24 protein-coding genes are annotated in these 24072 nt (G+C 61.8%); 11 read left to right on the forward strand and 13 right to left on the reverse strand.

Features of this window, described 5'->3' with window-relative positions; genetic code table 11:
• Nucleotides 1-89 precede the first annotated feature (89 nt).
• From ACFWEM_RS03150 to ACFWEM_RS03175, 6 genes are all read left to right on the forward strand, one after another.
• Nucleotides 90-1112: an ABC transporter substrate-binding protein gene (locus ACFWEM_RS03150; RefSeq protein WP_378531076.1), complete on the forward strand. Its 1023-nt coding sequence runs from the start codon at nt 90-92 to the stop codon at nt 1110-1112.
• Nucleotides 1109-2656, forward strand: coding sequence for a multicopper oxidase family protein (locus ACFWEM_RS03155; protein WP_378531083.1), 1548 nt, complete (start codon nt 1109-1111; stop codon nt 2654-2656). The genes ACFWEM_RS03150 and ACFWEM_RS03155 overlap by 4 nt, the downstream gene beginning before the upstream one ends.
• A 10-nt stretch (nt 2657-2666) precedes the next feature.
• The gene (locus tag ACFWEM_RS03160; protein WP_378531085.1) at nt 2667-3014 is read left to right on the forward strand and encodes a plastocyanin/azurin family copper-binding protein; all 348 of its coding nucleotides are present in this window, start codon (nt 2667-2669) and stop codon (nt 3012-3014) included.
• 89 nt (nt 3015-3103) lie between these two features.
• Complete coding sequence (locus tag ACFWEM_RS03165; RefSeq protein WP_378531088.1) at nt 3104-4825, forward strand: ABC transporter ATP-binding protein; 1722 nt, start codon at nt 3104-3106, stop codon at nt 4823-4825.
• Nucleotides 4822-6555: an ABC transporter ATP-binding protein gene (locus tag ACFWEM_RS03170; RefSeq protein ID WP_378531091.1), complete on the forward strand. Its 1734-nt coding sequence runs from the start codon at nt 4822-4824 to the stop codon at nt 6553-6555. The genes ACFWEM_RS03165 and ACFWEM_RS03170 overlap by 4 nt, the downstream gene beginning before the upstream one ends.
• Nucleotides 6556-6580: 25 nt before the next feature.
• Entirely contained in the window at nt 6581-7270 is a 690-nt protein-coding gene (locus tag ACFWEM_RS03175; protein ID WP_378531093.1) for a vancomycin high temperature exclusion protein, read from the forward strand.
• 95 nt (nt 7271-7365) lie between these two features.
• On the opposite strand, the gene ACFWEM_RS03180 is transcribed toward ACFWEM_RS03175, so the two are convergent.
• From ACFWEM_RS03180 to ACFWEM_RS03215, 8 genes are all read right to left on the reverse strand, one after another.
• Nucleotides 7366-8202: a methylamine utilization protein gene (locus ACFWEM_RS03180; protein WP_378531095.1), complete on the reverse strand. Its 837-nt coding sequence runs from the start codon at nt 8200-8202 to the stop codon at nt 7366-7368.
• A 73-nt stretch (nt 8203-8275) separates the two neighbouring features.
• A complete protein-coding gene (locus ACFWEM_RS03185; RefSeq protein WP_378531097.1) occupies nt 8276-8599 on the reverse strand; it encodes a biphenyl 2,3-dioxygenase in 324 nt (107 codons plus the stop codon).
• Nucleotides 8599-8946: a plastocyanin/azurin family copper-binding protein gene (locus ACFWEM_RS03190; protein ID WP_378531099.1), complete on the reverse strand. Its 348-nt coding sequence runs from the start codon at nt 8944-8946 to the stop codon at nt 8599-8601. Before ACFWEM_RS03190 ends, ACFWEM_RS03185 begins: the two co-directional genes overlap by 1 nt.
• 27 nt (nt 8947-8973) lie before the next feature.
• Nucleotides 8974-10563 carry a multicopper oxidase family protein gene (locus ACFWEM_RS03195; RefSeq protein ID WP_378531101.1) on the reverse strand — a complete coding sequence of 530 codons (1590 nt, stop codon included), beginning with the start codon at nt 10561-10563 and terminating at the stop codon, nt 8974-8976.
• Complete coding sequence (locus ACFWEM_RS03200) at nt 10560-11879, reverse strand: hypothetical protein (RefSeq protein WP_378531103.1); 1320 nt, start codon at nt 11877-11879, stop codon at nt 10560-10562. The genes ACFWEM_RS03195 and ACFWEM_RS03200 overlap by 4 nt, the downstream gene beginning before the upstream one ends.
• A complete protein-coding gene (locus ACFWEM_RS03205; RefSeq protein ID WP_029256402.1) occupies nt 11876-12547 on the reverse strand; it encodes a methylamine dehydrogenase light chain in 672 nt (223 codons plus the stop codon). Before ACFWEM_RS03205 ends, ACFWEM_RS03200 begins: the two co-directional genes overlap by 4 nt.
• A 75-nt stretch (nt 12548-12622) precedes the next feature.
• A complete protein-coding gene (locus tag ACFWEM_RS03210) occupies nt 12623-13231 on the reverse strand; it encodes a redoxin domain-containing protein (protein WP_378531105.1) in 609 nt (202 codons plus the stop codon).
• A gap of 43 nt (nt 13232-13274) precedes the next feature.
• Nucleotides 13275-13865 (reverse strand): MauE/DoxX family redox-associated membrane protein, encoded by a 591-nt coding sequence (locus ACFWEM_RS03215; protein ID WP_378531107.1) that lies wholly within the window; start codon nt 13863-13865, stop codon nt 13275-13277.
• A 348-nt stretch (nt 13866-14213) separates the two neighbouring features.
• Between ACFWEM_RS03215 and ACFWEM_RS03220 the strand changes: the two genes are divergently transcribed.
• Nucleotides 14214-15752, forward strand: coding sequence for an APC family permease (locus ACFWEM_RS03220; protein ID WP_378531109.1), 1539 nt, complete (start codon nt 14214-14216; stop codon nt 15750-15752).
• The gene (locus ACFWEM_RS03225) at nt 15749-16534 is read left to right on the forward strand and encodes an IclR family transcriptional regulator (protein ID WP_378531111.1); all 786 of its coding nucleotides are present in this window, start codon (nt 15749-15751) and stop codon (nt 16532-16534) included. The genes ACFWEM_RS03220 and ACFWEM_RS03225 overlap by 4 nt, the downstream gene beginning before the upstream one ends.
• Nucleotides 16535-16536: 2 nt before the next feature.
• Here the strand turns inward: ACFWEM_RS03225 and cobU are convergent, their stop codons facing one another.
• The 4 genes from cobU to ACFWEM_RS03245 are packed head-to-tail and all read right to left on the reverse strand — an operon-like array spanning nt 16537 to nt 20645.
• Nucleotides 16537-17859, reverse strand: coding sequence for a bifunctional adenosylcobinamide kinase/adenosylcobinamide-phosphate guanylyltransferase (cobU, locus tag ACFWEM_RS03230; RefSeq protein ID WP_378531113.1), 1323 nt, complete (start codon nt 17857-17859; stop codon nt 16537-16539).
• Nucleotides 17859-18647 (reverse strand): ABC transporter ATP-binding protein, encoded by a 789-nt coding sequence (locus ACFWEM_RS03235; RefSeq protein WP_378531115.1) that lies wholly within the window; start codon nt 18645-18647, stop codon nt 17859-17861. The genes cobU and ACFWEM_RS03235 overlap by 1 nt, the downstream gene beginning before the upstream one ends.
• Nucleotides 18644-19678 carry a FecCD family ABC transporter permease gene (locus tag ACFWEM_RS03240; RefSeq protein ID WP_378531118.1) on the reverse strand — a complete coding sequence of 345 codons (1035 nt, stop codon included), beginning with the start codon at nt 19676-19678 and terminating at the stop codon, nt 18644-18646. Before ACFWEM_RS03240 ends, ACFWEM_RS03235 begins: the two co-directional genes overlap by 4 nt.
• Nucleotides 19679-19685: 7 nt before the next feature.
• Nucleotides 19686-20645, reverse strand: a complete 960-nt coding sequence (locus ACFWEM_RS03245; protein WP_378531120.1) for an ABC transporter substrate-binding protein — start codon at nt 20643-20645, stop codon at nt 19686-19688.
• 308 nt (nt 20646-20953) lie between these two features.
• On the opposite strand from ACFWEM_RS03245, the gene ACFWEM_RS03250 reads away from it, so the two are divergent.
• From ACFWEM_RS03250 to ACFWEM_RS03260, 3 genes are read left to right on the forward strand one after another with little or no spacing between them, the layout of a single operon-like run.
• Complete coding sequence (locus ACFWEM_RS03250; RefSeq protein ID WP_007729675.1) at nt 20954-21370, forward strand: GntR family transcriptional regulator; 417 nt, start codon at nt 20954-20956, stop codon at nt 21368-21370.
• Nucleotides 21367-22236 carry an ABC transporter ATP-binding protein gene (locus ACFWEM_RS03255; protein ID WP_378531122.1) on the forward strand — a complete coding sequence of 290 codons (870 nt, stop codon included), beginning with the start codon at nt 21367-21369 and terminating at the stop codon, nt 22234-22236. The genes ACFWEM_RS03250 and ACFWEM_RS03255 overlap by 4 nt, the downstream gene beginning before the upstream one ends.
• 38 nt (nt 22237-22274) lie before the next feature.
• On the forward strand, nt 22275-23291 hold the full coding sequence (locus ACFWEM_RS03260; protein ID WP_378531124.1) for an ABC transporter permease: 1017 nt from the start codon (nt 22275-22277) through the stop codon (nt 23289-23291).
• 1 nt (nt 23292) lies between these two features.
• Here ACFWEM_RS03260 and ACFWEM_RS03265 read toward each other — a convergent pair whose 3' ends face one another.
• Entirely contained in the window at nt 23293-23934 is a 642-nt protein-coding gene (locus tag ACFWEM_RS03265) for a DUF4232 domain-containing protein (protein ID WP_378531126.1), read from the reverse strand.
• Nucleotides 23935-24072: the final 138 nt, after the last annotated feature.

A 24072-nucleotide genomic window follows, 5' to 3' on the forward strand; every position in this document is an offset into this window, starting at 1 on the left:
ACGGATGAACTTAGGTGAGGTTTACTTGCCAAATCCGAGCAGTGCTCGGATTTGTGCGAATCCCCGATTTTTCGAAGCTGAAGGACACCATGAAGTTGAAAACGCGACCCGGTTATCTATCAAGGCTGGGTGCTTCGCTGCTGGTCAGTGTCGTTGCCCTGACTGCGGCCGCCTGTAGCTCGAGTGAGGCGGGACCGACGACGGAACCTGTCGAGGGAACGCGTGTTGTGTCCCATGAATTCGGTGAGACGTCGGTTCCGGGCGACCTCGGGCGAATTGTTTCCCTCGACGAATACGCCGCACTCGGTCTCCTTGCCGTCGGTATTACGCCCGACGTGGTCTTCACGTCGTGGGGATCGGAGATCGGCCAGGACATCCTGGCGTCAGCTGGTACCGAGGTGGTCACAGTGCCGCCGCTCGGTGCACCCCCGATCGAGCAGGTCCTCGCCCAGGATCCGGGACTGGTCATCTTCACGTCGATGGGTGATCGGAGCTACTACGACTCCCTCGCATCGACCGTCCCCACAGTGCCGGTCCCGGCCGTCACCACTCCGTGGCGTGAGAATCTTGCCTTCTTCGGGCGTGCTTTCGATCGTCAGGCGGTCGCCGACAAGTTGACTGGCGCTTTGGAGAGCAAGATCGCTGACGTCTCTGCTCACTCCGGTGGTGAAACGAACACAGTATCGGTGTTGATGAGCAGCTCAGGGATTCTCGCCACCACCACCGAACAGGCGCCGCCGTCGTTGTTGTTGGCGGAGAGCGGCTTCGGGCGTCCGGAATCCCAGCGAGCCAACGCCGCTGGAGGTCTGCCGTATGCACCCCTGTCCGACGAAGCAATCCCGGCGCAGGACGCTCGGATCGTGGCAGTGTTCGACGAGGGCGTGTACGAGTTCGGCAAGGTTGCCGGTGTTCCCGGATTCTCGAGTCTTCCAGCGGTGCAGGAGAACCGAGTGGCCAAAGTCAACGGAGACATGTGGCTCGCCACTCATCCTTTCGCCACCTTCTGGATGATCGAGGACATGGACGCCATGGCTACGGGCAATCTGGCTGGTGCGGGTACCGAATCTCTTGCCGCGAAGCGCTATCAGGATTTCACGGCGCTGACAGCATGAGTTCGAGTGCGTTGAGTCGGCGTCTGGCTCTGAAATGGGGAGCGTTGACGCTCGGCTCTGCGGCACTGAGTTCGGCGGCGTTGAGTGCGTGCAGCCGTGATTCGGCGAACGAAACCAGTTCCGAGATTTCGCCGTTCGACGACGAGGTTCGTGCTGCCGAGCAATTGCGTTTTCGTAGCGGACATACAGTCGAACGAAACCTGACATCTACGCCGGCTCGGGTGAGCCTGGGCGATAGAGAGGTCGACACGTGGTCGTACGGCGCAGAAGCGGTGGGTCCGGAAATCCGAATCTCCAAGGGAGACCGGCTCAAAGTCCGGTTGCAGAACAATCTTCCGGCGGAGACCTCGGTTCACTGGCACGGCATTGCGATCCGCAACGACATGGACGGTGTCCCGCCGATCACCCAGGAACGAATCCAACCAGGCGAGGAATTCACCTATGACTTCGTGGCCCCGGACCACGGAACCTACTGGTACCACTCTCATTCAGGGTTGCAGGCTGATCGAGGGCTCTTCGGTGCGCTCGTGGTCGAGGACCCGAACGATCTGACCGGCGCAGACGAGGACGTTGTCATCGTGATCGACGACTGGCTCGACGGGCTGGGAACAACCCCGGAGGCAGTGCTTCGCGCATTGTCACCGGACGTGCAGGGAGGACACCACGGGCACGGCGGCACTCCATCGGAAGTCGATGGTGCAGAGATTGATTCTGCCGCAGAACTTCTCGCCAGTGGTCACGGAAATTCCGAGGCGCTCGGTGGAATGGCAACGCACATCACGTATCCACTGCACCTGATCAACGGACGGCCTGTGGAAGATCCCTTTGTCATCAGTGGGACGGCCGGAACTCGGCTTCGACTACGGGTGATCAATGCCGGGGCGGAGACTCCGTACCGTTTCTCGGTCGCCGGGCACGAGATGACCGTTGTCAGTGCTGACGGGCAGGACGTTGCCTACACAGCCGGAGACGAGATTCTGATCGCACCCGCGCAGCGATACGACGTGTTGGTGACGGTGCAGCCCGGTTCGTGGCCTATTGCCGCGAAGGTGGAAGGGAAGCCAGGTGGAGTCGCGTGCCTGCTCCGGACACCGGATTCGGTAACGAGCGTCGATCTGACTTCTCCTGCAGTGCTGTCAGGTTCCGGCGGTCGACTCGTTCTGGAATCGGAGCTTCGTCCGTCAGGCGCACGGGAACAGCGGGTGCCGGATCGTGAGTATTCGGTGGATCTCATTCAGGCCGGCGATCGATATGTCTGGGGCATGGCGGGCGCCGATGCAGGTCGGTTGATCATGAAGCAGGGCGAGCGGATACGAATCGTCATGAACAACAACACCGATATGTGGCACCCGATGCACACCCACGGGCACACCTTCTCGATTCCCTCGTACGGTGGGCTTCGCCGAGACACCGTGATCTCGCTTCCGCGTACACAATTGGCGATCGACTTCGACGCCGACAATCCAGGACGGTGGATGTTCCACTGTCACAACGCGTACCACTTCGAGGCCGGGATGACTGCCGACCTCCACTATGTTCGATGAGGAGAGTGCAATGTCAGTTCGCACCGGGTTGACCACATTGTTCGCTGTTGCAGCGGTGTTCACACTGACGTCGTGCGGTGACGATTCGACGGGATCTACCGAGCAAGCGCCGGTCGAGATCTCGGTGAAGAACCTTGCGTACACACCGGACTCCGTCACGGTACGCAAAGGACAGACCGTCACGTGGATTTTCGAGGACCAGGGTATGCCACACGATGTGGTGTTCGCAGAACTGGGGACCAAGAGTGAGCTGCAAGGAAGTGGAACCTACAGTCAGACCTTCGACAAAGTGGGAACCTTCACGTACACGTGCACACCACATCCGAACATGACCGGCACGATCATCGTCGAAGAGTGAGTGGCGCAATGAAAGTGAATGAGGCTGCAGCCTCGAAAGATTCGACTGGTCTCGTCGACCGAGACGCTTTGGGCAGGATGATCGCGCCCGTGAGAAATCGACTCCTCCTGGGGGCTGGTTTGTCGGCGCTGTCGGTGCCGCTGCGTTTCCTGCCCTACGTAGCGGTGGTCGAGATCGCGCGAGTGCTTCTGACCGACGCGTCGTTGAATCTGGTCTGGTGGTGGGCCGCGATCGGCGCAGCGGGCACAATTCTCGGTTTTGTCGTCTACAACGCGGCCCTGACGGTGTGTCACACTGCCGACGCGCATTTCAAGTACTCGATCCGCTCGCGTATTGCTCGGCATCTGTCTCGAGTTCCTCTGGGATGGTTCGCAAACGGTGGAACCGGCGAAGTGAAACAAGCGATGACCGACGACGTCAAACGGATGCATCTTCTCGTCGCCCATCTTCCCGCCGACGTGGTGCCTGCCATCCTGTCGCCGCTAGTGGCTCTGGTCTATCTGGTGGCGATCGACTGGAAGTTCAGCCTGGTCCTGGTGGGCTACATCGGAGTGTGTCTCGCTCTTGCCGCGCCGTCGATGCGCAGAGCGTATCGAACGAACGTCGACTCGTGGAATCGCGCTATGTCGACATTGACCTCTGCAACAGTCGAACTGGGTGACGGTATCGAGGTCGTCAAGACGTACGGGAATGGGAGTCGAGCGTTCGCGCGCTACTCGAGCGCAGTCGATTCGATGGTCGCGGTGTGCGTGCGCTGGATGTCGGGGATGGGAAGACCGGTGGTCGCGATGTCGATCCTTCTCTCGCCGGCGGTACTCATCGTGGTTATCACGGGGTCGGGGATCGCGCTGCTTTCCGGGGGTTGGGTTACTCCGGTAGCTCTGGTGGCTTTTCTCGTCGTCGGAATAGGCGTTCCATCTTCGGTTCTCCACCTGGGAACGATGGCCAACCTCTACCGCGAAGGCCAACTCGGAGCGACCCACGTCGAGAGCATTCTCGGCGAAGAAGAGCTGGCTGAACCCCGGGAGCCGGTCTCGGCTCGCGGTACCTTGGTTGAATTCGATTGCGTCGGATTCGAATACACCACTGGACAGCGCGTCCTCGAGAACATCTCCTTCGAGATGCAACCGGGCACCGTCACCGCGATAGTCGGACCGTCCGGCTCCGGAAAGACCACGTTGGCGCGTCTACTTCCGCGGTTCTGGGACGTGACGGATGGATCTATTCGCCTCGGTGGAAGCGATTTACGAGATCAGTCCAGTCGTGAAGTCTTGAAATCGATGGCTATCGTCTTCCAGGATGTTGTGCTCTTGCGGGACACCGTGCGCGAGAACATTCGGCTCGGCAGACCAGATGCAACGGATTTGGAAGTGGAGACAGCGGCGAAGCGGGCGCAAATTCATGACGTGATCGTGCGACTGCCAGACGGGTACGACACCGAGATCGGTGGGAGTTCGGGTGGGGAGCTCTCAGGTGGGGAGAAGCAACGCCTGACCATCGCCCGCGCCATTCTTCAGAACCCGCCGATCGTCATCCTGGACGAGGCGACCTCGCAGGCCGATCCCCACAGCGAATCGGACGTTCAACGAGCATTGGGTGAGATCAGTGCAGACGGCGGCACCATGATGGTGATTGCTCATCGACTGCACACCATCCGATACGCAGACCAGATACTCGTTCTCGACGACGGACAAATCGTGGAAAAGGGTACGCACGACCAGTTGTCGGAGCTCGGGGGAACCTACGCGCGGATGTGGGCGCTGCAGAACCCCCTCAGCGAGGACATATCTCCGCGAGAGGTGCTGCAATGATTCGAGACCTGGACGAGATCCTCGGGCGAGACAATGGGATCCGTGGCCAGATAGCAGGTTTCACGCTCGCGGGGATACTTGAAGGCATCGTCTTCGCTCTGATGATTCCGATACTGAAAGCAGTTGTTCGCGGCGACTACGACGCTGCAGTTCCGTGGGTTGTCACGGCGGCTCTCGTGGCGGCGGCCTGTGGCGCTGTCCGGTGGATCGCCGAGAATCGGGCGTACCGCATCGGAATCGAGCGTTTTGCCGGTGGAATCATGCACCGACTGGGCGAACACCTGGTGCAGATTCCGCTCGGGTGGTTCAGTAAGGCAAACCGTGGAGCGTTCACTCGCCTGGTCACCGAGGGCACGGCGATCTTGATGAGCATCCCGGGGATGATCATCGCGCAACTCGTCACTGTCACCGTGACTCCCGCGACCGTGGCGATCGCTGTCTTGTTCGTGGACTGGCGACTGTCCCTCGCGATGGTCGTGTTTGTTCCACTGGGAATTCGGGCTTACCGCAATGTGCAGCGGGCGGTTGTGCCCGAATACGAGACGATTGGCAAGAGCGAATCCGAGTTGGCATCGCGCGTCGTCGAATATGCACAGGCACAGCAAGTTTTACGCTCGGCCGGAAAGAGCGACGAAGGCTGGAATCGGCTGGACGATGCTCTTGTGTCCAATCGGGACGCGCACCTGCAGGAAATCGGTTCGGTCGACAAGTATCTGCTGCGGTTCATGATCGTCGTTCAGGTTGCCTTTCTCACCGTGCTGGCGCTGGCGGCACTGCTGGTCACCACCGGGTCCATCGACACCGCAAGCGTGATAGTTGTTCTCGTGTTGGCCGTGAGGTTCGTGGAGCCGATGCAGATGCTCGCAGGGTTTGGCGAAGGGATCTCACTGGCTCGGGTGTCGCTCGGATCCGTCCGAGAGATGATCGGCGTACCGGTGCTGGCGGAGCCCGAGGTATCGAAAGAGCCCACGTCGTACGATATTCGGTTCGATTCGGTCTCCTTCGGCTACGGGTCCGTCTCCGTGATCCGCGACCTGAGCCTCGAGTTCCCGGAAAGTTCGGTCACCGCTTTGGTCGGCCCTTCCGGTTCCGGAAAGACCACGCTGGTTCGGCTGATCTCGAGATTCTGGGATGTCGACGAAGGAACGGTATCGATCGGGGGAGCGGATGTTCGCGAGATCGGAACGCGTGCGCTGATGACGCGGATATCGACTGTCTCGCAGCAGGTTTACCTGTTCGACGGAACCATTCTGGAAAACGTTCGGTTGGCGAGAGCGGATGCCACGGAGTCGGAGGTCCGCCAAGCGGTGAGCGATTCCCGACTCGGCGAAGTGATCGATCGTCTGCCGAGCGGTGAAGAGACAAGGGTGGGTGAAGGGGGATCACTGCTGTCCGGTGGTGAACGTCAGCGGGTCTCGATTGCGCGGGCATTCCTCAAAGACACTCCGATCGTTCTCCTCGACGAAGCAACTTCTGCCCTCGACGGAGAGAACGAAGTCGCGATCACCGAGGCGATTCACCGCTTGGCTCGTGGTCGGACCGTCGTGGTGATCGCTCATCGCCTGTCGACTATTCGGGGAGCAGATCACATCGTCTACCTCGAAGACGGTGGCGTCGAGGAGGTTGGTACCCACGAAGACCTGATCGCGCGTGGTGGAAAGTACTCGGATCTGTGGGCCGAGCGCAGTGGCGCGGAGGGATGGAGGATCGACCGAGCACCTAACCGGTGAAGAAACCGTGTGGTTTGATCGACGAATGGACGAAGCCGCTGCAGATCCAGTGAAACCGCCGCGGAAGCGCAGGTGGCCTCGTTGGGTCGCGGGTATCGCCGTGCTCGGAGCGGTTGTCTACGCGGGGTCGATCGTGTGGATTTCCGTGGCGTCGGCCGGCCACACGTCGGACGCAGCGGAAGCTCCGGAGGCTCCGGTGGTGATCGTGCTGGGCGCGCAGATCAAGGACGGCAAGCCGATGGCGTTCCTGAAGGGACGGCTGGACGCAGCCGTCGAGCTGGTGGAGGTGGGGAAGGCAAGAGCGGTCCTGGTCTCCGGCGACGCGAACGGCGGCTCGGGTGACGAGATCGCGGCGATGACGAACTACCTGGTGGAGCAGGGAATAGATGAGCGTCGCATCGTCGGGGATCCGTACGGCCTCGATACCTATGACACCTGCTTCCGTGCCATACATACGTATGGGGTGACCAAGGCGTTGATCGTCACTCAGGGGTATCACGTGCCCCGCGCTGTGGCATTGTGCCGAGACGTCGGCATCGACGCAGACGGGGTGAACAGCGATTGCGGGTGCGCTAGTGCGACGCTGATCAAGAACGCCGCTCGCGAGTGGGCACTCGCCAAACCCAAGGCGGCGCTCGACATGCTGTGGGGGCGGGATGCAAAGGTGACGTCGCCGTCGGAGGACTCGGTCCAGACGGCGCTCTCGGTGTCCTGACGCGCTGAGAGTGCGCACAGTTTGTGTCGAGCGAACACACGCTCCGGGGAGTTGGAGCGTGTGTTCGCTCGATGCACGGGGTGCTAGGTCGACAGTCAGATCAGTGTTGCTGCGGCAAATGCTCCCAGCGCTATCAGCGCAGCGCCGGTGACGCTCTGCACTCGCCGGTCCACGACGCACATGATCGAGAGGAATCCCGGCATCGAACCACCGCGCTTGGTGTGCACGATTGCCGCGAGGCTGGGCATACAGCGGCCAAGGGAAACGACCGTGAACAGCGCCGCACCAAGTGCCGGCGAACCCGAGGCAATGACGCCGAGCGCGAGGAGGTAGTACGCACTCGACCGGATGAAGATCAGAAATCCCGGACCGATGATCGCACCGAAGATCAGCGAGACCTTCCACGGCGCCATGCTGCGGCGCAGGTGACGCGGAAGCTGTTGGCGCCGCATCGGAGTCGGCATCCTCACCGCACCCAACTCGTGCAGCCCGTACGCAACCGCGACGACGGCCCAGACGCCTAGCGCCCAGCCGGCCGGGACGTAGCCGGACACCGCCGCTCCGATCGCGCCGATCAGTGCGCCGGTGACGGCTCCTGTCGTGACGGAACCCAGTGCGTGCCAGCCGAGTCGGCGTACCGGAGTCGAGGATCCCTTTCGGTCAGCTTGCTTCGGAGCGGCAACAACTCCGGCAACGGACATGCCGCAGGTCGACCAGTTGGCGGCCAGCGAAGTGACCAGTCCGGCTCCGACAACGGCAGTGGTCAAAGCTGTTGTCGCAGAGGGCGCAGCAACGAGTGCAATACCGGCACCCGCGGCAGCACCCGCCGCGATGAGGCTGGCACGAGTTGCGGTCCCTACCGAGCCTTGAAGGGTCGGCCGGATGTCGGGGACATCGGTCTGGAGCGGGCCGTGTGAGAGAACGGTAGTCATCAGATCCTCCAAAATGTTTGTGGTTCAATGAAAGTAGTGAGCCAATCTCACAGCGAAAAAGGTTGAGCCAGAGTCACAGCACTGTGATGACTCCGATCATGTACGGGTGTACGGAGCACGAGTATTCGTAGACGCCGGCGCTCTCGAACGTGTGCCGGTATGCGCCGTCCCCGGTGATGCCGCTGTCGAACAGGCCGGGCGACTCGACGTGATGCAGGAGTCCACCGTCGTCGAAGCGCCACTCGACGGTGGCACCACGCTCTACTGTGACGTCCATCGGACTGAACTGAACATTGCTGATCTCGACCACCACGTCGGGGACGGGATCTTTTGTGCCGCATGCTGGAACACACGTTGCGGCGACGGCGAGGCCGAAGCCAGCGATCCACCTCCTCACTATTGAACGATCACGGTGCCCACCATCATCGGGTGGGGCGTGCAGTGGTAGGTGAAAGTTCCGGCGTCGTCGAACGTGTAGGAGAAGGTCCCCTCGGTGAGCAAGTCGCTCTTCAGTTTCCCGTCGAGTTCACCGTTGCCGACCACATCGTGGGGGAGTCCGCTGTCGTCGAACTTCCATTCGACGGTCTGTCCCTTCTCGATGGTGACCGATGCCGGTGTGTACGCCATGTTCTTCACCTCGATCACGACGGCAGGTTCGTCCGACGACGCACCTGCATCGCTACTGCAGGCGGTGAGGCTCAAGGCAGCGCACGCGGCGAGGAAAGCGGGAACGAGTTTCTTCATGAGGGGTTCTCTCCATTCTTCAACTTGTCAGCGGACGTAACGCAGATTTGCCGTCATGCCGGCTTCGAAGTGGTAGGCGTTGTGGCAGTGGAACATCCACTCGCCGGGATTGTCGGCGTCGAACTCGATGGCAAGCTCGGCACCTGGTAGGACGTTGACGGTGTCGCGGCGAAGTCCGCCGTAGTCCGGTACCGCAAACGTGTGGCCGTGGGTATGCATGGGGTGCCACATCGTGGAGGTGTTCTTCATCGTGATGCGAACCCGTTCGCCCTGTTTCATGACGAGTTTGCCCGCATCGGCACCCGCCATGCCCCAGACGTAACGATCTCCGGCTTGGATCAATTCGATGTGGTAATCGCGGTCGGGTGACCTCGTCTGGAGACGTACGGATTCCGCTGGTCGTAGCGCGCTTTCGGGTACCAGCCTGCCGGCCAGTTCCGAGAGGTTGCCGCCCACATCCGGATTCGCGAGAGCCAAGGCGTCAGTGCTCCGCAGGACGGTCGATGCGTAACCGTCTCGACCCTCGACCTTCGCGACCACCGGCCACGTTCCCGACTTCACCGTCACCAGTACGTCGTAGCGTTGGGCCATGCCGACGATGATGGTGTCGGCAGGAGTTGGCACCACGTCGTAGCCATCGGTGGCGACAATCGTCATCTCGTGTCCGGCCACGGCGAACCGGTACGGAGTTTCGGCTGCCGCGTTGATGATTCGTAGTCGAAGGGTCGAACCAGGCGCTGCAGTGATGACAGCAGGATCATTGGGTGGTCGCCCATTGATCAAGTGCAGTGGATACGCGATGTGTTGAGTCATTCCGCCGAGTGCCTCGGAAGAACCGTGTCCGCCGCTCACCAACTGTTGCGCGACGGACATGTCGGCTTCAGAGTGTTCTGCCGGAGTTGTTGCCCCACCGCCGTGTCCGCCATGCCCGCCCGAAATTGCCGGGTTCAGGGCCATCAGGACGGAATCCGGGGTGGTACCCAATCCGTCGAGCCAGTCGTCGAGCACCAGGACGGCATCGGCGTCGGCTCCGGTGATGTCGTTCGGGTCCTCGACGATCATGGCGCCGAATAGCCCCCGATCGGCTTGTAATCCGCTGTGCGAGTGGTACCAGTACGTTCCCGGATCCGGTGCGATGAAGTTGTAGTCGAAACTCGACCCGACGCCGATGGGGGCCTGCGTGGTGGGTGCAGCGCCGTCCATGTCGTTGCGGATCCGAATTCCGTGCCAGTGCAGTGTTGTTTCGGCGTCGAGACCGTTCTGGACGGTCGCACTGACACGGTCTCCGGACTTCAGTCGAAGTTCCGGCGCCACCGCAGCGCCTCCGTACGTCCACGTGTCCACGAGGCGTCCGCCAAGATCTACCGTCGAGAATCCGGCGGCAAGGGCAAACGCAGCGGTGGTTCCGTTCCAGGCTCGCGCCGATTCGGCTGCAGCAACTTCGGGGTCGGTGGGCAGGATGTAGTCGAGATCGGCTGTGGGCGTCGGAGTTGCTGCAGTGGAACTGCATCCGGCAATCGTCCCCATTGCGCCGAGCCCGAGTGCTCCGGCGCCGAGTGCTCCCAAACTCAGGAAACGGCGCCGGCCCATCACCACACCGGATCCGGGACGACTCATCGGAGCACTTCTGGTGTGATCAACCCACTGACATCGCCGACGTTGCCCGAGACATCGACAGAACTGACCTGCTCGCCGGTGCTCGCGTTGTAGCCCACGATCTTCTGCGGTGCAGAACCTTCGATTTCCGGCCCCGTGCCCAGCACGTAGAACGTGGCGCCGTCGACGGAGAAGGTCATGCTCTTGATGTCCGTCAGGCCGAGGTCTGCCAGCGTCAGACTTTTCACCGGTGCGTAGTTCGCCGCGTCGGACAAGTCGATCTTGACCAGTGAGCCTCCGCGAGCGGAGTCCGGATGAATGGCCGTGTCCGTGTACGCGATTGCGAGTCGGGTTGCGTCGGCGGTGATGATGTTCTCCGAGAATCGACCGGAATCCTGCCCGGCGTTCCCGATCGGCTTGACAACTTCCTGAGGCAGTCCGTTGGAGAAGTCGAAAACGTAGACATCTCCGTTCTCGCTGACCAGCAATGCTTTTTGTGCTTCCGATGCCCAGGTGACCTTGCGTGTGGAGACGAAATCTTCGGGTAGGACCTTGCTTCGGGCGGTTTCCTTCGGGACGCCGTCGTCACCGATCGTGACGTGCAGCAGTTCCCGGGTGTCCTCACATACGCTGTACAGCTCGTGATCGACCATCCACGTGAACGGACCGCAGCCGACTATCTGGAGTGCACCGGTCGCTTCCTTCTTCTCGAGGTCGACCACCCGGATGCCGTACAACCCGTCATCCCAGGTGACAAAGAACTTGCCGTCGGAGGTCACGGCATTGGAGCCGGGACGGGAATGTACGCGTGCGACGTCCGGAAGCATGACCTCGGCGGGTTCCAGCAGATTGCCCGAGTAGGTGCTGACCGTGAAATCTGCTGCGCCGCGGGAACCTCTGGGACGCCACACCTCCGCCGCGAGAACCGCAGGGTCTTCGGCGGAATCCCCGATAAATCCGTGAATGACCGGATCCCAGATTCCCGGACCGACGGTAATTCGACTTTCGGCCACACCGGTTTTCGGATCGATCACATTGACACTGAGCTCGAGCTGGCCGAATCCACCCTCGACGCCCAGTAGGCGGTCAGCTGCGATCGGCGTGATCGAACCGACGTGCAGTGGTTCGGGAATGGTATCGCCGATTTCCTGGTCGTCGTGCCCGAGTGAGATCCCCTCGCCCGGGGCGGTGAACGGAACTGTCGGATAGGTGACATCGCCTGCGTTGGAGGGTTTGTCGTCGTCGGACGAACTGCATCCCGCCAGCGCGAGTACGACGGTGAGTGGGATGACGGCAACGGCGGGTCGCGCCAGTTTTCGGGTTCGCGGACTGCTCATGATCCGGCACCGACCTTGGGGCGCTCGGCCGGTCGAGTCTGGCAGTCCTCACCGATGATGGGCGCCATCGTGCAGGTGTATGCCTGAGACTCGTCGGAGACACACCAGATGATTTCCTGGTCGTAGCTTCCGGAGACCGGATTGTACATCACGGCCTGCATGTCCGGTTCGCCGCAGAATGCGTTGGAACACGAAGGCGCACCGCAGCAGTCGTAGTAGGCGATCAGATAGGTTTTGCCGGTATCAGGGTTGGTGCAGCATCCGACCCAGAACTCTGCGCCGGGCTTGCTGCCGGGGGCGCAGGTGGTGACACCGCCGCCGTTGCATGCGGCACAGGACGTTCCGTCCATGTTGCACCAGCGCCAGTACTCGCACTCGGCTGGATCCTTGCCGTCGTAGACGGGGACAAGAGGCTCCGGCCCGGGCGCCGGCGCAGGAACTTCGGGCTCCTGGGCGAAGGCGCTGCGAGTCACGGGAAGCGTGCTGATCAGTGCCACCCCTGACACACCCATGGTCCACTTGCCGATCCGACTGATCATCGAGCGCCGCGAAACTCGTTCGGAGAGTTTGCGCCCCGTTCGGCTGGTGAGCGAGCCGCCCTGGCCCGCCATCCATTCGGCCTGGGCCTGAACTGTCGCCTCGTCGACGGGATATCGATTCTCCGTCATGTTGTGCTGTGGGAATTCATTGTCGTCCAACGATTTTCTCCTGATTCGTGAAGAGGATCGAACTGTGCAGGAAGATCAGGCCGCGCTGCCGGATTTCGCCTGGGCATGAAGGTGCTGGAGTGAGGGGGTACCGGATTCGAGCGCATTGAGCAGGCTCTCCACTTGAGCCATGTGATTGCACAGGCCCTTTCCTCGGATCTTGCCGTGCTCGTCGAGAATCACTCCGTAGGGAGTTGTACCCACCTGGTACGCGATGCCGACGTCTCGGGCGTCGATGTAGCTGAGCTCGGAACCGATCCCGCTGCCGGCCAGAAACTCACGGTGCTCTTCGGGTGTTCCGTCGGAGATGATCACCACATCGAGATCGGATTCAGCTCGGGCCATTGCCCTTACGCCGGGAAGTAGACTCTTGCACGTCGAGCAGCTCGGTGCGGTGAACAGCAGGAGTTGCGGCTTGTCGCGGTGACCGCCGACTCCGACGGTTCGTCCCTCCTGGTCGATCAGACCGGCAAACGACGGGCCGACTTGTTCGACCTTGGGCCCGGTATCCATCATGCGGGCGCCGAGCGGTCCGAGACGTACTTGTACGCGGCCGATTTCACGAGCCAGGGCAAGAACCATCAAGAACAGTATGGCTACGGCGATCACCAGGATCACGGTCGCGACGAGTAGGAAAGTGGTCATCGTAGTAGTCCTGCCTTCGAGTTTTCGGGGCTGTGGGTGTGGTTCACGAGCCGTACCGGGATGCGGTTTCGGCAGTGCGGAGTCGGATGGAGGCACTCGACAGGTAGTCGTCGACCGGGCGTCGCCCTAGATGGACGACCGAACGAATTTGTGCGAGAGCAACTCCAGCCAGAACGAGGAGAAATCCGATGGTTGCCGCCACGATCTGGACGCCGATCTCGGCCTGATTGGGGGCGACCGACACGGCCACGGATATCACCGCGAGTGTCCCGGCGCGAACGGCGTGGAACCACCCGATATGCGGAATCTTGCCGACTCCGAATGCAAAACAACCGCAGTCCAGATCGCGTCGACCGCGTAGGAGATTGATCGTGAGCCCCGTGAAGAACGATGCGAACATCACAGCAGCGGCCACGGCTGCGAGTCGATGGACAACGCCGAGAACCAGCAGGGCACCCACGACGGACTCGGCGACGGGAAGGGCGCGAGCGATCGGAACTTCGAGTCGCGCCGGCAGCACTTTGTATCCGCGCACGGAACTGAGTACCCCGTCGTGGTCGTTCAGCTTGGGAATGCCGGCGAGCAGTAGTACAAATCCGATGGTCGCCGCAGTGGTGGCGCTGACGAAGTCCATGCTTCCTCCGTTCTGTTCGGCAGGGCCGGTGGTGTGTGGGACACATCCTGTACGGGCAGTGCTGCGAACCCGCGTCGACCGCGATACGCCTGGACGAGGTGCAACTGAGAGAGCAGTTCTCGTGTGAGAAGTGGAGAACTAGCAGGTGGAAGCGCCGCTCGTAGGCTTGGGACACCACGGGCCACTATTGATCCCGCACGATGCTGGGTGGCAAACAAAGTCGGATTCTCACTTGAAAGTTCTGTGCGCGCCATCGTGGAAACTGCGCCGAAACATAAGCGGACTAACTTGACCGAATTCTGACAATTCGCTCGTAGGTTCGGGCCTGGACGCGACGGACGGTGACACATGGCCGTGAGTGCGGCACTGCGTGCAGCGATCGCGCGAGCGCAGAATGCGGATCAACACAGTGAGCCCGTGTTCTCCCCGCTCCGTGGTCTCGGGCGAGGACGTCTGACCCCGATCGACCTGTTGGGGCAATCACTCTCCACGATCGCGCCGGCAACGGGAATGGTGTTCATCGCCCTGTGGATGATCACTTACAGTCCCGGCTACGTCGGGTTGGCTGCGATTGCTGCGACCACTTCGGCGGTGTTTCTCGTTGCCTTCTGCATCACTCAGTTCACGCGGAGACTGGCCGCAGCAGGATCGTTGTACAGCTTCGTCTTCCAGGGCTCCGGTATCCAGGCGACACTGACGGCGGGCGCCGCACTGGTACTCGGCTACCTCGGAATCTCGGTATCGGTTTTCTCCCAGGCGGTTCCGAGTCTGCTGGATACCGTCGCCCTTATCGGACTCGACGTGCGAGGGACTGCCGCGACGGTCATCACGACGGTGGCGATTGCCCTTGCCGTCGCGTGGATTGCAGTGCGAGGCGTTCGGTTCGCCACCCGAGCGATCCTCGTTGTCGAGGCTTGCTCTCTGATTCTGATAGTCGTGGTCATGCTGGCGACGCACACCAGCGCGACAACCGCTGTTGCCCTGCCGAATCCGTCGCTGAGCGCTGTGCCGTTTCTCGCCATGCTGACCGTACTGAGCATGGCGGGCTTCGAGAGTTCGGCCTTCTTCGGTCCGGAAGCAAAACGACCACTCATCAGCGTCACGCGCACGGTCCTCATTTCACCGATCATCTGCGGGGTTCTCTTCGTTTTCGCGGCCTGGGCGGCGATGACCGGTCACGGCGCAACGATCGTCGGAGCGTACTTCGAAGGAACGGCATCCGGAGCCAGCGCGGAAGTGGTTCTGGCAGTCAAGATCGGAATGACGTGTTCCTGGTTTGCATCGACCCTCGGTTGTGCGCAGGCGGGCTCGCGGTTGCTGTATTCGATGGGGATCGAACGGGTTCTGCCGTCGCCGCTTGCCCGCGTGCACCGACGATTTCGTACCCCGTACGTCGCGGTACTTGCGTTCGTCGCGGCAAGCGCGGTGGGAGTCTTCGTCTACTCCGATACGGTTCGCGACGATTCCGGATCCTTCGACGGCGTAGTCGAGACAGCGTTGGTCTGCGCTTACACCCTGGTGGCCTTTGCTTCGTGGAAGTTCTTGCGCCGAATCGGCGAACACACGTCACTGACCCGGATATGCACCGTGTCCGTGAGCGCTGCCGGCGCCGGTCTACTGGTCTACATCGTGCTCGACGGTGCGGTACACGGGATGTGGGCCCTGCCGATCGCAGCTCTTGTTGTCGCTGCGTCGGGAACCGTGTGGAGCGCCTTGCTCCGTAGAGCCAGACCTGAAAGCCTTCTGATGTTGGGCGCCTTCGACAGCGTCGAAACGGCAGACCTGTTGCCCGGTGCCGGCACACTGCTGATCGACGGTGACGGGCGAAGACGACTTGTCCCGGATCGCGATACCGCTGAAGGTAACTCGCCGGAGCATGGGTGGTGACCGCGGACCGTGCAACCGCTGGTCCGCGATCAGGCAAAAGGATCGGCGAAGAGACCCACTTCAGTGGACAACAACCGCGTGCGGTCCAGAAGGCGCTGGGGATGCTCGAGGCGGTGGCTCATCTGGGACCGGGAACGACTGCGAAGGAGATCGCCACTTTTGCAGGCGTTCCATCGGCCACGGCGTACCGGATGCTGAATCTGCTGGTGGCGGAGGGCTTTCTCGTGCGGGTGCCGGACCTGTCAGGGTTCGCGTTGGGGCGTCGAACTGCCGAGCTCTCACATGCAGCGTCGGCGAGCGGTCCGGCGCCGACCCTGCACGAGCGCGTCGAAGACATGCGGACACACACGAGGTTCGGACTGCACGTAGCCTCGTTTACCGGTGGGCGCTTGCGTTTTGTCGACAAGGATCCCGACCACGAGATCATCGGAATTGCCGCACTGCCGAAGAACCTTCACGCGAATGCGCTGGGGAAAGTGCTGTTGGCGAATGACGAGCGGTTGCTGCCGGGCTTGGAACTGCGCCGGGTCACGGAGTTCACGATCGGTGACTTCGATGTTTTGTCTGAACAGCTGAGGTCTGTTCGCCGGCAAGGATTTGCGTTCGAGAACCAGGAGTGTCGCCTGGGTCGATCCGCACTGGCGGTGCCCGTTCGGGATCACGCGGACGAGGTGGCTGGCGGGTTGTGCGTCCAGGGAGCGAGCGGACGAGTGACTGAAGGCGATCGAGAGTTGGTCGGCTTTCTATTCGATTGTGCACGCCAACTCACCGGATTGCTCTGACGTCACACGCGCAGGCTCAGGGGGAGTCCGGCGGTCATCAGGACCACGGACTCCGATTCACTGGCGATGCGGCTGTTCACCAGACCGAGTAGATCGCGGAACAGTCTCCCGGACTTCGTGTCCGGGACGACGCCGCTTCCCACTTCGTTCGTGACGGCGACAATCGGAACCGGACAAGCGGTCCAGGCGTCGGCCAACCGGTCGATATCTGCGTGGACGGCGCTGAGATCTTCTGTCGCCCACGCCCGATGTCGATCCAGACATGCGGTCAACCACGTGCCGAGGCAATCGAGCAGGACCGGTGTTGTTGCGGTTGCGAGAATCTCGGTCACTTCGGAGGTCTCTACCGTCGTCCACGTCGACGGCCTCCGCGCGCGATGCGACGCAATTCGTTCGATCCAGTCGGGATCGTCGTCCTGCGGATCCCCGGTGGCGATGTACGTGACGTGCCGGTAGCCGGCAAGCAAGCCCTCTGCGTAGGTGGACTTGCCCGAGCGGGCGCCACCGGTCACGAGAGTTCGATGGCTCTGTCCTACCCCGATCTCGAGCGCAGTTCCATCGGGAACCGCTCGCGCCCCGGACACGCGAAGTGCCTCTGCGAGTTCGTTTTCGACTGGGTTGTGGTGCCCGAGGTGTACGGCGACCACATCGGTTCGATCGGTGATCGCGTCGCAGTTGCGTAGTCGCGACACCGTCTCCGCGAAACTCGGCAGATCGTGGTGCCCGGTGCCGTGGTCGGTCTTGTAGCCGAAGGTCTCTTCGAGGAAGACGGCATCGAAACGCGCATCGGCAAGGGCGTCGACAGTAGATTCGGGCAGAGGCCCGGTGTCGGTGGCCCAGAAGATTCGGGATCCGGATGCGTCGGTGATGTCGTAGAGAAGAGTGGGTACTTCGTGCGCGGCTTCGAGTGTGCGAACCCGATAGGTGCCCAACATGATCGACTGACCGGCCTCGAGCGGCATGAAGGTCACCGGATCGCCTGGACCCACCCAGTCTCGGCAGAGATCGAGCGCGTCGGGTGGTCCGAGAACCTGTAGTGGTTCGGTGCGCGAGGCCCAGGACCGGAACAGCAATGCCATCGGGCCGAGGTGATCGGGATGAGAATGCGTCAACAGGATGTGTTCCACGTGTGCCAGCGTGCGACCGATTCGCGACGCGGCACGCGGTACTTCGGGTCCACAGTCCAACAGGATTCTGTTGTCCACAAGGGCGGCAGTGTGCCCGCGGATGGTGCCATTCGACATTGCCGCCAGGCAGGAAGGGCAGGTACAGAATGGGTTCGGCCAACCGTCGGCAGCGCCGGTGCCGAGCATCACCAGTTCCATCAGCGGGTGCCTTCCTGCCGAATCGGGACAACTATGGGACCGCTGGGCCGGTCCAGGATTTCGACCCGAGCGCCGTACACACGGCCGAGGAGGTCTGCTTGCAGCACCGCTGAGGGAGTGCCGTCGGCGACGACGCTGCCTTTGTCCAGCAGCACGATTCGCCGACCGTACTGACCCGCGAGAGTGAGGTCGTGCATCGCGGCGATGACCGTGATGTTGTCGGCTTCACGCAGTTCGTCCACCAAGTCGAGAACCTGCTGCTGGTGACCGATGTCGAGGGCGCTGGTGGGTTCGTCCAGGAGCAGTACCTGAGGTTCTTGAGCCAATGCCCGAGCGAGGACCACGCGCTGCAATTCGCCGCCGGAAAGTTCGGTGGCTCGTCGATCTGCGAACTCGGTGAGGTCGAGTCTTTCGATCACCGAAGAGATCACCGAACGGTCTGTGGCGGTTTCGGTTCCGAAGCGCCGTAGATAGGGAGTGCGGCCGAGCGCAACCAGTTCGGCAACCGTCGCGCCCTCGGGTACCACCGGGCGTTGCGGCATCAGCGCGACTACGGCTGACGTGGCCTTGCGGCTGGAATTGCGTGGGCTGAGTCCCCCGACCGAGAGTTCACCGGTGGACGGAATCAATCCGGCGAGGGCGTGCATCAAGGTCGTTTTGCCTGCGCCGTTCGGCCCGACCACGGCAACCCAATCACCGGGTGTCACATCGAGATCGATGCCGTCGACGACGTCCTTGCCGCCGAGGTTGACTCGGAGGCCGCGGCACCGGACTGCGCTGTCGGTCATGCCGAAACCCGACTGCGGCGCAGAACCAGAAGGAAGAACGGAGCGCCGATCATCGCGGTCACAACCCCGATGGGGAGTTCGGCCGGCGCCATGACCGTGCGGGCGGCGACGTCGGTGAGGACGAGAAACGCCGCACCCAGCATGAGTGACAGAGGGAGCAGCAGCCGATGCGACGGGCCGACGACCAGTCGAACCGCATGGGGAACAACGATTCCGACAAAGCCGATGAGCCCACTTGCGCTCACTACTGCGGCTGTTCCCAGTGTTGCGGCGAGCACCAGCACCAGGCGTGATCTGGCGGGATCGACGCCGAGGCTGGCGGCTTCGACGTCACCGACTGCCATCACGTCGAGTACGCGTCGGTGTACCAGGATGACGGCTGATGCCAGCGCGACGTACGGCAGGACAACCAGAACTTCCGACCAACCGTCGGTGGACAGTCCGCCGAGTAGCCAGGAGTAGACCTCGCGCAGTGAATCGTCGAACCGCTGCTGAACAAAAGTCTGCGCTGCATTCGTGAACGCTGCGACAGCGACACCGGCGAGGATGATGACTACCGCGTTCTGCGGCCCGCCAATGCTTCGGCCGAGCGTATAGGTGGCGAACACTGCCAGCACGCCACCGACGAAGGCGGCCATGGGGATTCCGAACATGCCCAGCGCTCCACCCGAAACGATGGCGAGGGTTGCGCCCAGTCCGGCTCCGCTGGAAACGCCGAGGAGATACGGATCCGCCAAGGGATTTCGGAACACGCCCTGGTAGGCGGCGCCGGCCACGGCCAACATTGCTCCGACCAACGCGCCCAGGACTACTCGCGGAAGCCGAATCTGCCAGAGAATCGCCTGCTGTGTCGCGGTGAGACCGGAATCGATGTTGATGCCGGGTATTCCGTCCAGAAGTTCGAGAATGGTCCGATCAGGCGTCAAACCGGCCGGCCCCACCAGAACACCGATCAGCAAGGCAGCGCACAGAATCAGCGCGGCGCCGAGCAGAACGACGGTCCGATGATGGGAGATACCGGCTTTGATCATCGAGTGCTCAGGCCGCGGGAACTTGGGCAACGATGGCCGCGACGGCCTTCACCTGATCGGCGACACGAGGTCCCCAGCGGCTGGAGAGGTCTTCATCGAGCACATGAATCTGGTTGCCGGTAACCGCTTTCATGCCGCTCCACCCGGGCCGAGCGGCGACAGATTCTGCAGTCACTCCGCAGCATTGGGAGTCTGCGAGAAAGATGAGATCGGGATTGGCCTGCACCACGAATTCGGCGGACAGCTGCGGATAGTCGCCCTGCCCCGCGGCGTCGGCGATGCTCTTCATTCCGAACAGCGAGTAGATCTGCCCGACGAAGCTCGAACTCGTGACGGTGTAGAGCGAGGAGTCGAGTTCGTGGAAGTACGTCAGCGGCTTTTGGCGCGCAGGAACACTGGCGACAGCGGCGTCGATGTCCGAGCGCATGGTATCGACAACTTCGGTGCCCTTGTCCTCGTGGCCGGTGGCCTTCGCGACGCGCTCGATCTGGGCGTAGACGTCGTCGATGCTTGTGGCTGCCGGTAGCAGGAGTGTCGGCACCTTCGCCTTTTGCAGTCCGGAGACAAGATCGTTCATGTCATCCGATGCGATCACCAGATCCGGTGCGTAGCCGAGGATGGCTTCGACGTTCGGTTGAAAGCCCGAGAGATCGGTGACCGGGATACCGGCCGGGTAGTCGGACTGATTGTCGACGGCCTTCACCTGGTCGCCCGCGCCGACGGCCCACAGGGTCTCGGTGGCGCTGGGACTGAGTGACACGATCGACTGCGGACGTGACTCGATGGTGATGTCCGTGCCGGAATCCGTGGGACCGGAAACAACAGTCACCGGGAACGAACCGTCCGAGGTGGCTGTCGTTGTGGGTGCGTCGGATGTCGAGCTACTGCAGGCACCGACAAGCAGTGCGGTACTCACCGTCAGCGCTGCAAGTACGGATCTGAATCTACGTGTCGGCCGACTACTCACAGCCACCCCTCCGCTAGTGGACGAGGGTCGCGAGCAGCGCGGCCGCGAGGGGAAGCGCCACGAGCGGTCCTTCGTCCGAGAACCATCGTGTCGCCACGAGGCCGGTGACCTGACTCGTTCGCCTCGAGTAGTGACGGGCGAATTCACAGTTGCGTCGACAGTGCCGGGGTTTCACCGAACTTCACACGAGCAGCGTGGCACCCCGGTGAACCGGGGCATCTGCACTTTACAGGGGTCGTCGGGCTTGACCCGGGAGGTCAAGGCAGGGTAAATATCTATTCCACTAATGAACTAGTGAAAGGGTTCGGATGATCGACTTCCGTATCGACCGCCGATCCGGCATTCCCACATACGTGCAATTGGTCCTTCAGGTGAAGCAGGCGCTCAGGCTCGGTGATCTTCAAGTCGGGGATCGACTGCCCACAGCCAAGGACGTCGTGGGAGCGCTCGCGATCAACCCGAACACAGTCCTGAAGGCCTACAAGGAACTCGAGCGCGACGGACTTGTTGCTCCGCGGCCTGGATTGGGCACGTTCGTCGTCAAGTCCCTGGCCAAGCCCGGTATGGCGGAAAGCTCTGCGCTACGGCGCGAGTTGGCCCGCTGGGTGGCAGATGCCGTGGCCGCTGGACTCGAGCGCACGGACATCGAAGCACTGGTGAGTTTGGAACTCGAGAAGACGTTCATCGAATCGGATCCGTCCGGAAAGCAGGGGGAGACATCATGACTGCGCAAGAATCGGCACTGACGATGCAGGACGTGGACAAGCGCTTCGGTAAGAAGAAGGTGCTCGACGCCTGCACATTCGAGGTCGCGACAGGAAGCGTCACTGCCTTGGTCGGGGTGAACGGCGCTGGTAAGTCCACACTGATGTCCTTGGCTGTCGGGTTGACGATGCCTGACCACGGTTCGATCTCGGTCCTGGGTAGCACGCCGGATCAGGACGGCGTCTGCCCAGGCCTGTCCTACCTCGCTCAGCACAAGCCGCTGTATCCCAAATTCACTGTTGCAGAACTTCTTCGATTCGGCGCATACACCAACGACGAGTGGGATGCGAAGTACGCTCTGGATCTGGTGGAGCGCGCTGGGATTGCTCTCGATGCAAAGGCGAAGACTCTGTCACCAGGTCAACGAACCAGGGTTGCACTGGCTTTGGCGCTCGGGCGCAGACCGCAGTTGCTTCTACTCGACGAACCCTTGGCAGATCTTGACCCCGTGGCGCGGCGGTCCGTCGCGACCACTCTGCTCGAAGACGTTGCCGAGTACGGCACCACGGTTCTGTTGTCTTCACACATCGTTTCCGAATTGGCAGACGTCTCGGATCGACTTCTTCTGCTGGGCGGTGGAAACGCGAGGTTGTCCGGACCGTTGGATGAATTGATCGCTGCCCATTACGTATTGATCGGCGACGGCGATCCTTCGGACGTGGTCGGTGCCGGTGCGGTCATTCATACCGACAAGGGGATGCGGTCGAATTCTCATGTGGTGGAGGGAGTCCGTCCGAGCCCTCGGGCAGGCTGGGTGATCGACGACGCAACACTCGATGACGTGGTGCTCGGGCACCTGAGCGCGGAAACGATGGTGGCGGCATGATCTGGGTTACGTGGCGGCACCACCGGACATCGCTTATCGTGTCATTGGGATTCATCGCAGCTTTGGCTATAGCAGCGATAGTCGGGGGAATCGGAACTCGAAGTAGCTTGGGGGCAGAGGGCCGAGGAACGTACTTCGGGTGTGTCGGGGTCGGATGGGACTGTTGGGCGGATACCGCCGTTACCGGTGTGAACACGATCGCCGCTGCCCTGCCGGTACTACTCGGGGCGCTGGTGGGTGCGACCGTCTTCTCCCGTGACATCGACCAGCAAACGCATGTTCTCGGTCTGACGCAATCGGTCAGTCGAGCGCGCTGGTTCTGGATGCGAGTTCTTGTTGTCTTTCTTCCGCTCACTGTTGCGACCGCAATCCTCGGCTTCATTCTCGAGGCCGCGCGGGTTGGATTCGAGAGTTGGAGCTATGTGGTCAACGTCGGACCCGTTCAGTCGTACGGAATGAGTTCGATGCTCTTCCCTCTGTTCAATTCCAGCGGAATTGTCTTGGGTGCATACACTTTCATGGCATTGGTCGCCGGAGCTGCGGTATCACTGCTGGTGCGATCACCCATCGCCGCGGTGGCCGTCACCTTGGTCGCTGTAGCAGGTTTGATGGTGGGATTTCAGAACCTGGCACGGCCGCACTATGCCGAGCCGACTGTGCTGACACAAGGTATCGACCACGACACATTCTACGCAACATACGTCATGGATTCCTCGATGGCGTGGGTAATACGGAGTGGATACACCGATGCCAACGGGAAGCCGGTCGAGATCGACTATCAGGCGTGCACTACAGATACAGCTGGAAGTGAATACGATCAGCGATCCGACGAAAGTGACGTGGATTTCTACGTTCGCCAGAAGGCATTCTTGGCCCAACTCGAAGCCGAGTATCGTGCGTGTGTGCTCGCCCAGGGAGTGGACCACTACGAAACCTGGTACCACTCGGTCGACCAGGTCAGACGATTCCAATTCACGGAAGCTGCACTCGTCCTGATCCTTTCAGGCCTGTTCCTCCTGCCGGCGCTCTGGGGTCTACGACGCCTCAAGCCGTGACTCAGCGGGCGACCGGTGCGACCGTCAGCTGATTGATGTTCGCGCCGGTCATCGAGCAACCTTTGGTGGGGTAGGCAAGGAAGACGGAGTCGTAGCTGTTGGGTGGGTAAACCCTCAGTCCCGCAACGTCGGTCACGCCGCACTGATCTGCGGGGTAGTTTTCGACGTTCGTGGCGCGCACCAAAGACGTTGCGGCAGAGCCAGGGGCAAGGGAGACGAGTGATCCGGATCCGGAGCGGCCGGCGGCAGCACCCACTTCGTTTCCAGATGCTCCCGTGACATACGAGACGCCGGGGAAACCGTCGAGCGTGCACGTGCGGCCGCCCGTGTTGGTGAAGACCACCGGAAGCTCCACAGAACCGGCGGCGCCACTCGACTCGCCGAGGGTGACGTTCAGTTCCCCGATCGCGCAGCCTTCGGGATTGGGTGCCGTCGAGGTTGTGGTTTGGGTGTGATCGGTATGGGTCGTCGAAGGTGAAGCGGTGCCGGTCTGGGTCGTCGGCGCAGAGGCGGTCGTGGTTGAGGCGGGTGCCGGTGAACTCTCGGCCGTTCCCGTTTCATCCGAGCCGCAACCGCTGAGAAGGGCGAGAGCAGCAAGTGGAGCCGCCAACAAGCCGACGTTGCGCATGCGGTTGGGATTCATCGCTCTGTACTCCTCAGGCTGGTCGACAACTGTTTCCGAACATCCGTGTCCGGTATATCCGAGTTTGAAGCCGGATGTGCAGAAACGAATCAGGCTCGCCGGTGATCAGGACCTACTTCCCGGATGGATTGCCGCTGC

This window comes from Rhodococcus sp. NPDC060176 (genome assembly GCF_042728675.1).
Lineage (GTDB): Bacteria > Actinomycetota > Actinomycetes > Mycobacteriales > Mycobacteriaceae > Rhodococcus_F.

Coding starts and splice junctions, on each gene's coding strand:
- ACFWEM_RS03150 (WP_378531076.1), top strand. CDS start 90: ATGAAGTTGAAAACGCGACCCGGTTATCTATCAAGGCTGGGTGCTTCG.
- ACFWEM_RS03155 (WP_378531083.1), top strand. CDS start 1,109: ATGAGTTCGAGTGCGTTGAGTCGGCGTCTGGCTCTGAAATGGGGAGCG.
- ACFWEM_RS03160 (WP_378531085.1), top strand. CDS start 2,667: ATGTCAGTTCGCACCGGGTTGACCACATTGTTCGCTGTTGCAGCGGTG.
- ACFWEM_RS03170 (WP_378531091.1), top strand. CDS start 4,822: ATGATTCGAGACCTGGACGAGATCCTCGGGCGAGACAATGGGATCCGT.
- ACFWEM_RS03175 (WP_378531093.1), top strand. CDS start 6,581: ATGGACGAAGCCGCTGCAGATCCAGTGAAACCGCCGCGGAAGCGCAGG.
- ACFWEM_RS03180 (WP_378531095.1), bottom strand. CDS start 8,202: ATGACTACCGTTCTCTCACACGGCCCGCTCCAGACCGATGTCCCCGAC.
- ACFWEM_RS03190 (WP_378531099.1), bottom strand. CDS start 8,946: ATGAAGAAACTCGTTCCCGCTTTCCTCGCCGCGTGCGCTGCCTTGAGC.
- ACFWEM_RS03195 (WP_378531101.1), bottom strand. CDS start 10,563: ATGAGTCGTCCCGGATCCGGTGTGGTGATGGGCCGGCGCCGTTTCCTG.
- ACFWEM_RS03200 (WP_378531103.1), bottom strand. CDS start 11,879: ATGAGCAGTCCGCGAACCCGAAAACTGGCGCGACCCGCCGTTGCCGTC.
- ACFWEM_RS03205 (WP_029256402.1), bottom strand. CDS start 12,547: ATGACGGAGAATCGATATCCCGTCGACGAGGCGACAGTTCAGGCCCAG.
- ACFWEM_RS03210 (WP_378531105.1), bottom strand. CDS start 13,231: ATGACCACTTTCCTACTCGTCGCGACCGTGATCCTGGTGATCGCCGTA.
- ACFWEM_RS03215 (WP_378531107.1), bottom strand. CDS start 13,865: ATGGACTTCGTCAGCGCCACCACTGCGGCGACCATCGGATTTGTACTA.
- ACFWEM_RS03220 (WP_378531109.1), top strand. CDS start 14,214: ATGGCCGTGAGTGCGGCACTGCGTGCAGCGATCGCGCGAGCGCAGAAT.
- cobU (WP_378531113.1), bottom strand. CDS start 17,859: ATGGAACTGGTGATGCTCGGCACCGGCGCTGCCGACGGTTGGCCGAAC.
- ACFWEM_RS03235 (WP_378531115.1), bottom strand. CDS start 18,647: ATGACCGACAGCGCAGTCCGGTGCCGCGGCCTCCGAGTCAACCTCGGC.
- ACFWEM_RS03240 (WP_378531118.1), bottom strand. CDS start 19,678: ATGATCAAAGCCGGTATCTCCCATCATCGGACCGTCGTTCTGCTCGGC.
- ACFWEM_RS03250 (WP_007729675.1), top strand. CDS start 20,954: ATGATCGACTTCCGTATCGACCGCCGATCCGGCATTCCCACATACGTG.
- ACFWEM_RS03255 (WP_378531122.1), top strand. CDS start 21,367: ATGACTGCGCAAGAATCGGCACTGACGATGCAGGACGTGGACAAGCGC.
- ACFWEM_RS03265 (WP_378531126.1), bottom strand. CDS start 23,934: ATGAATCCCAACCGCATGCGCAACGTCGGCTTGTTGGCGGCTCCACTT.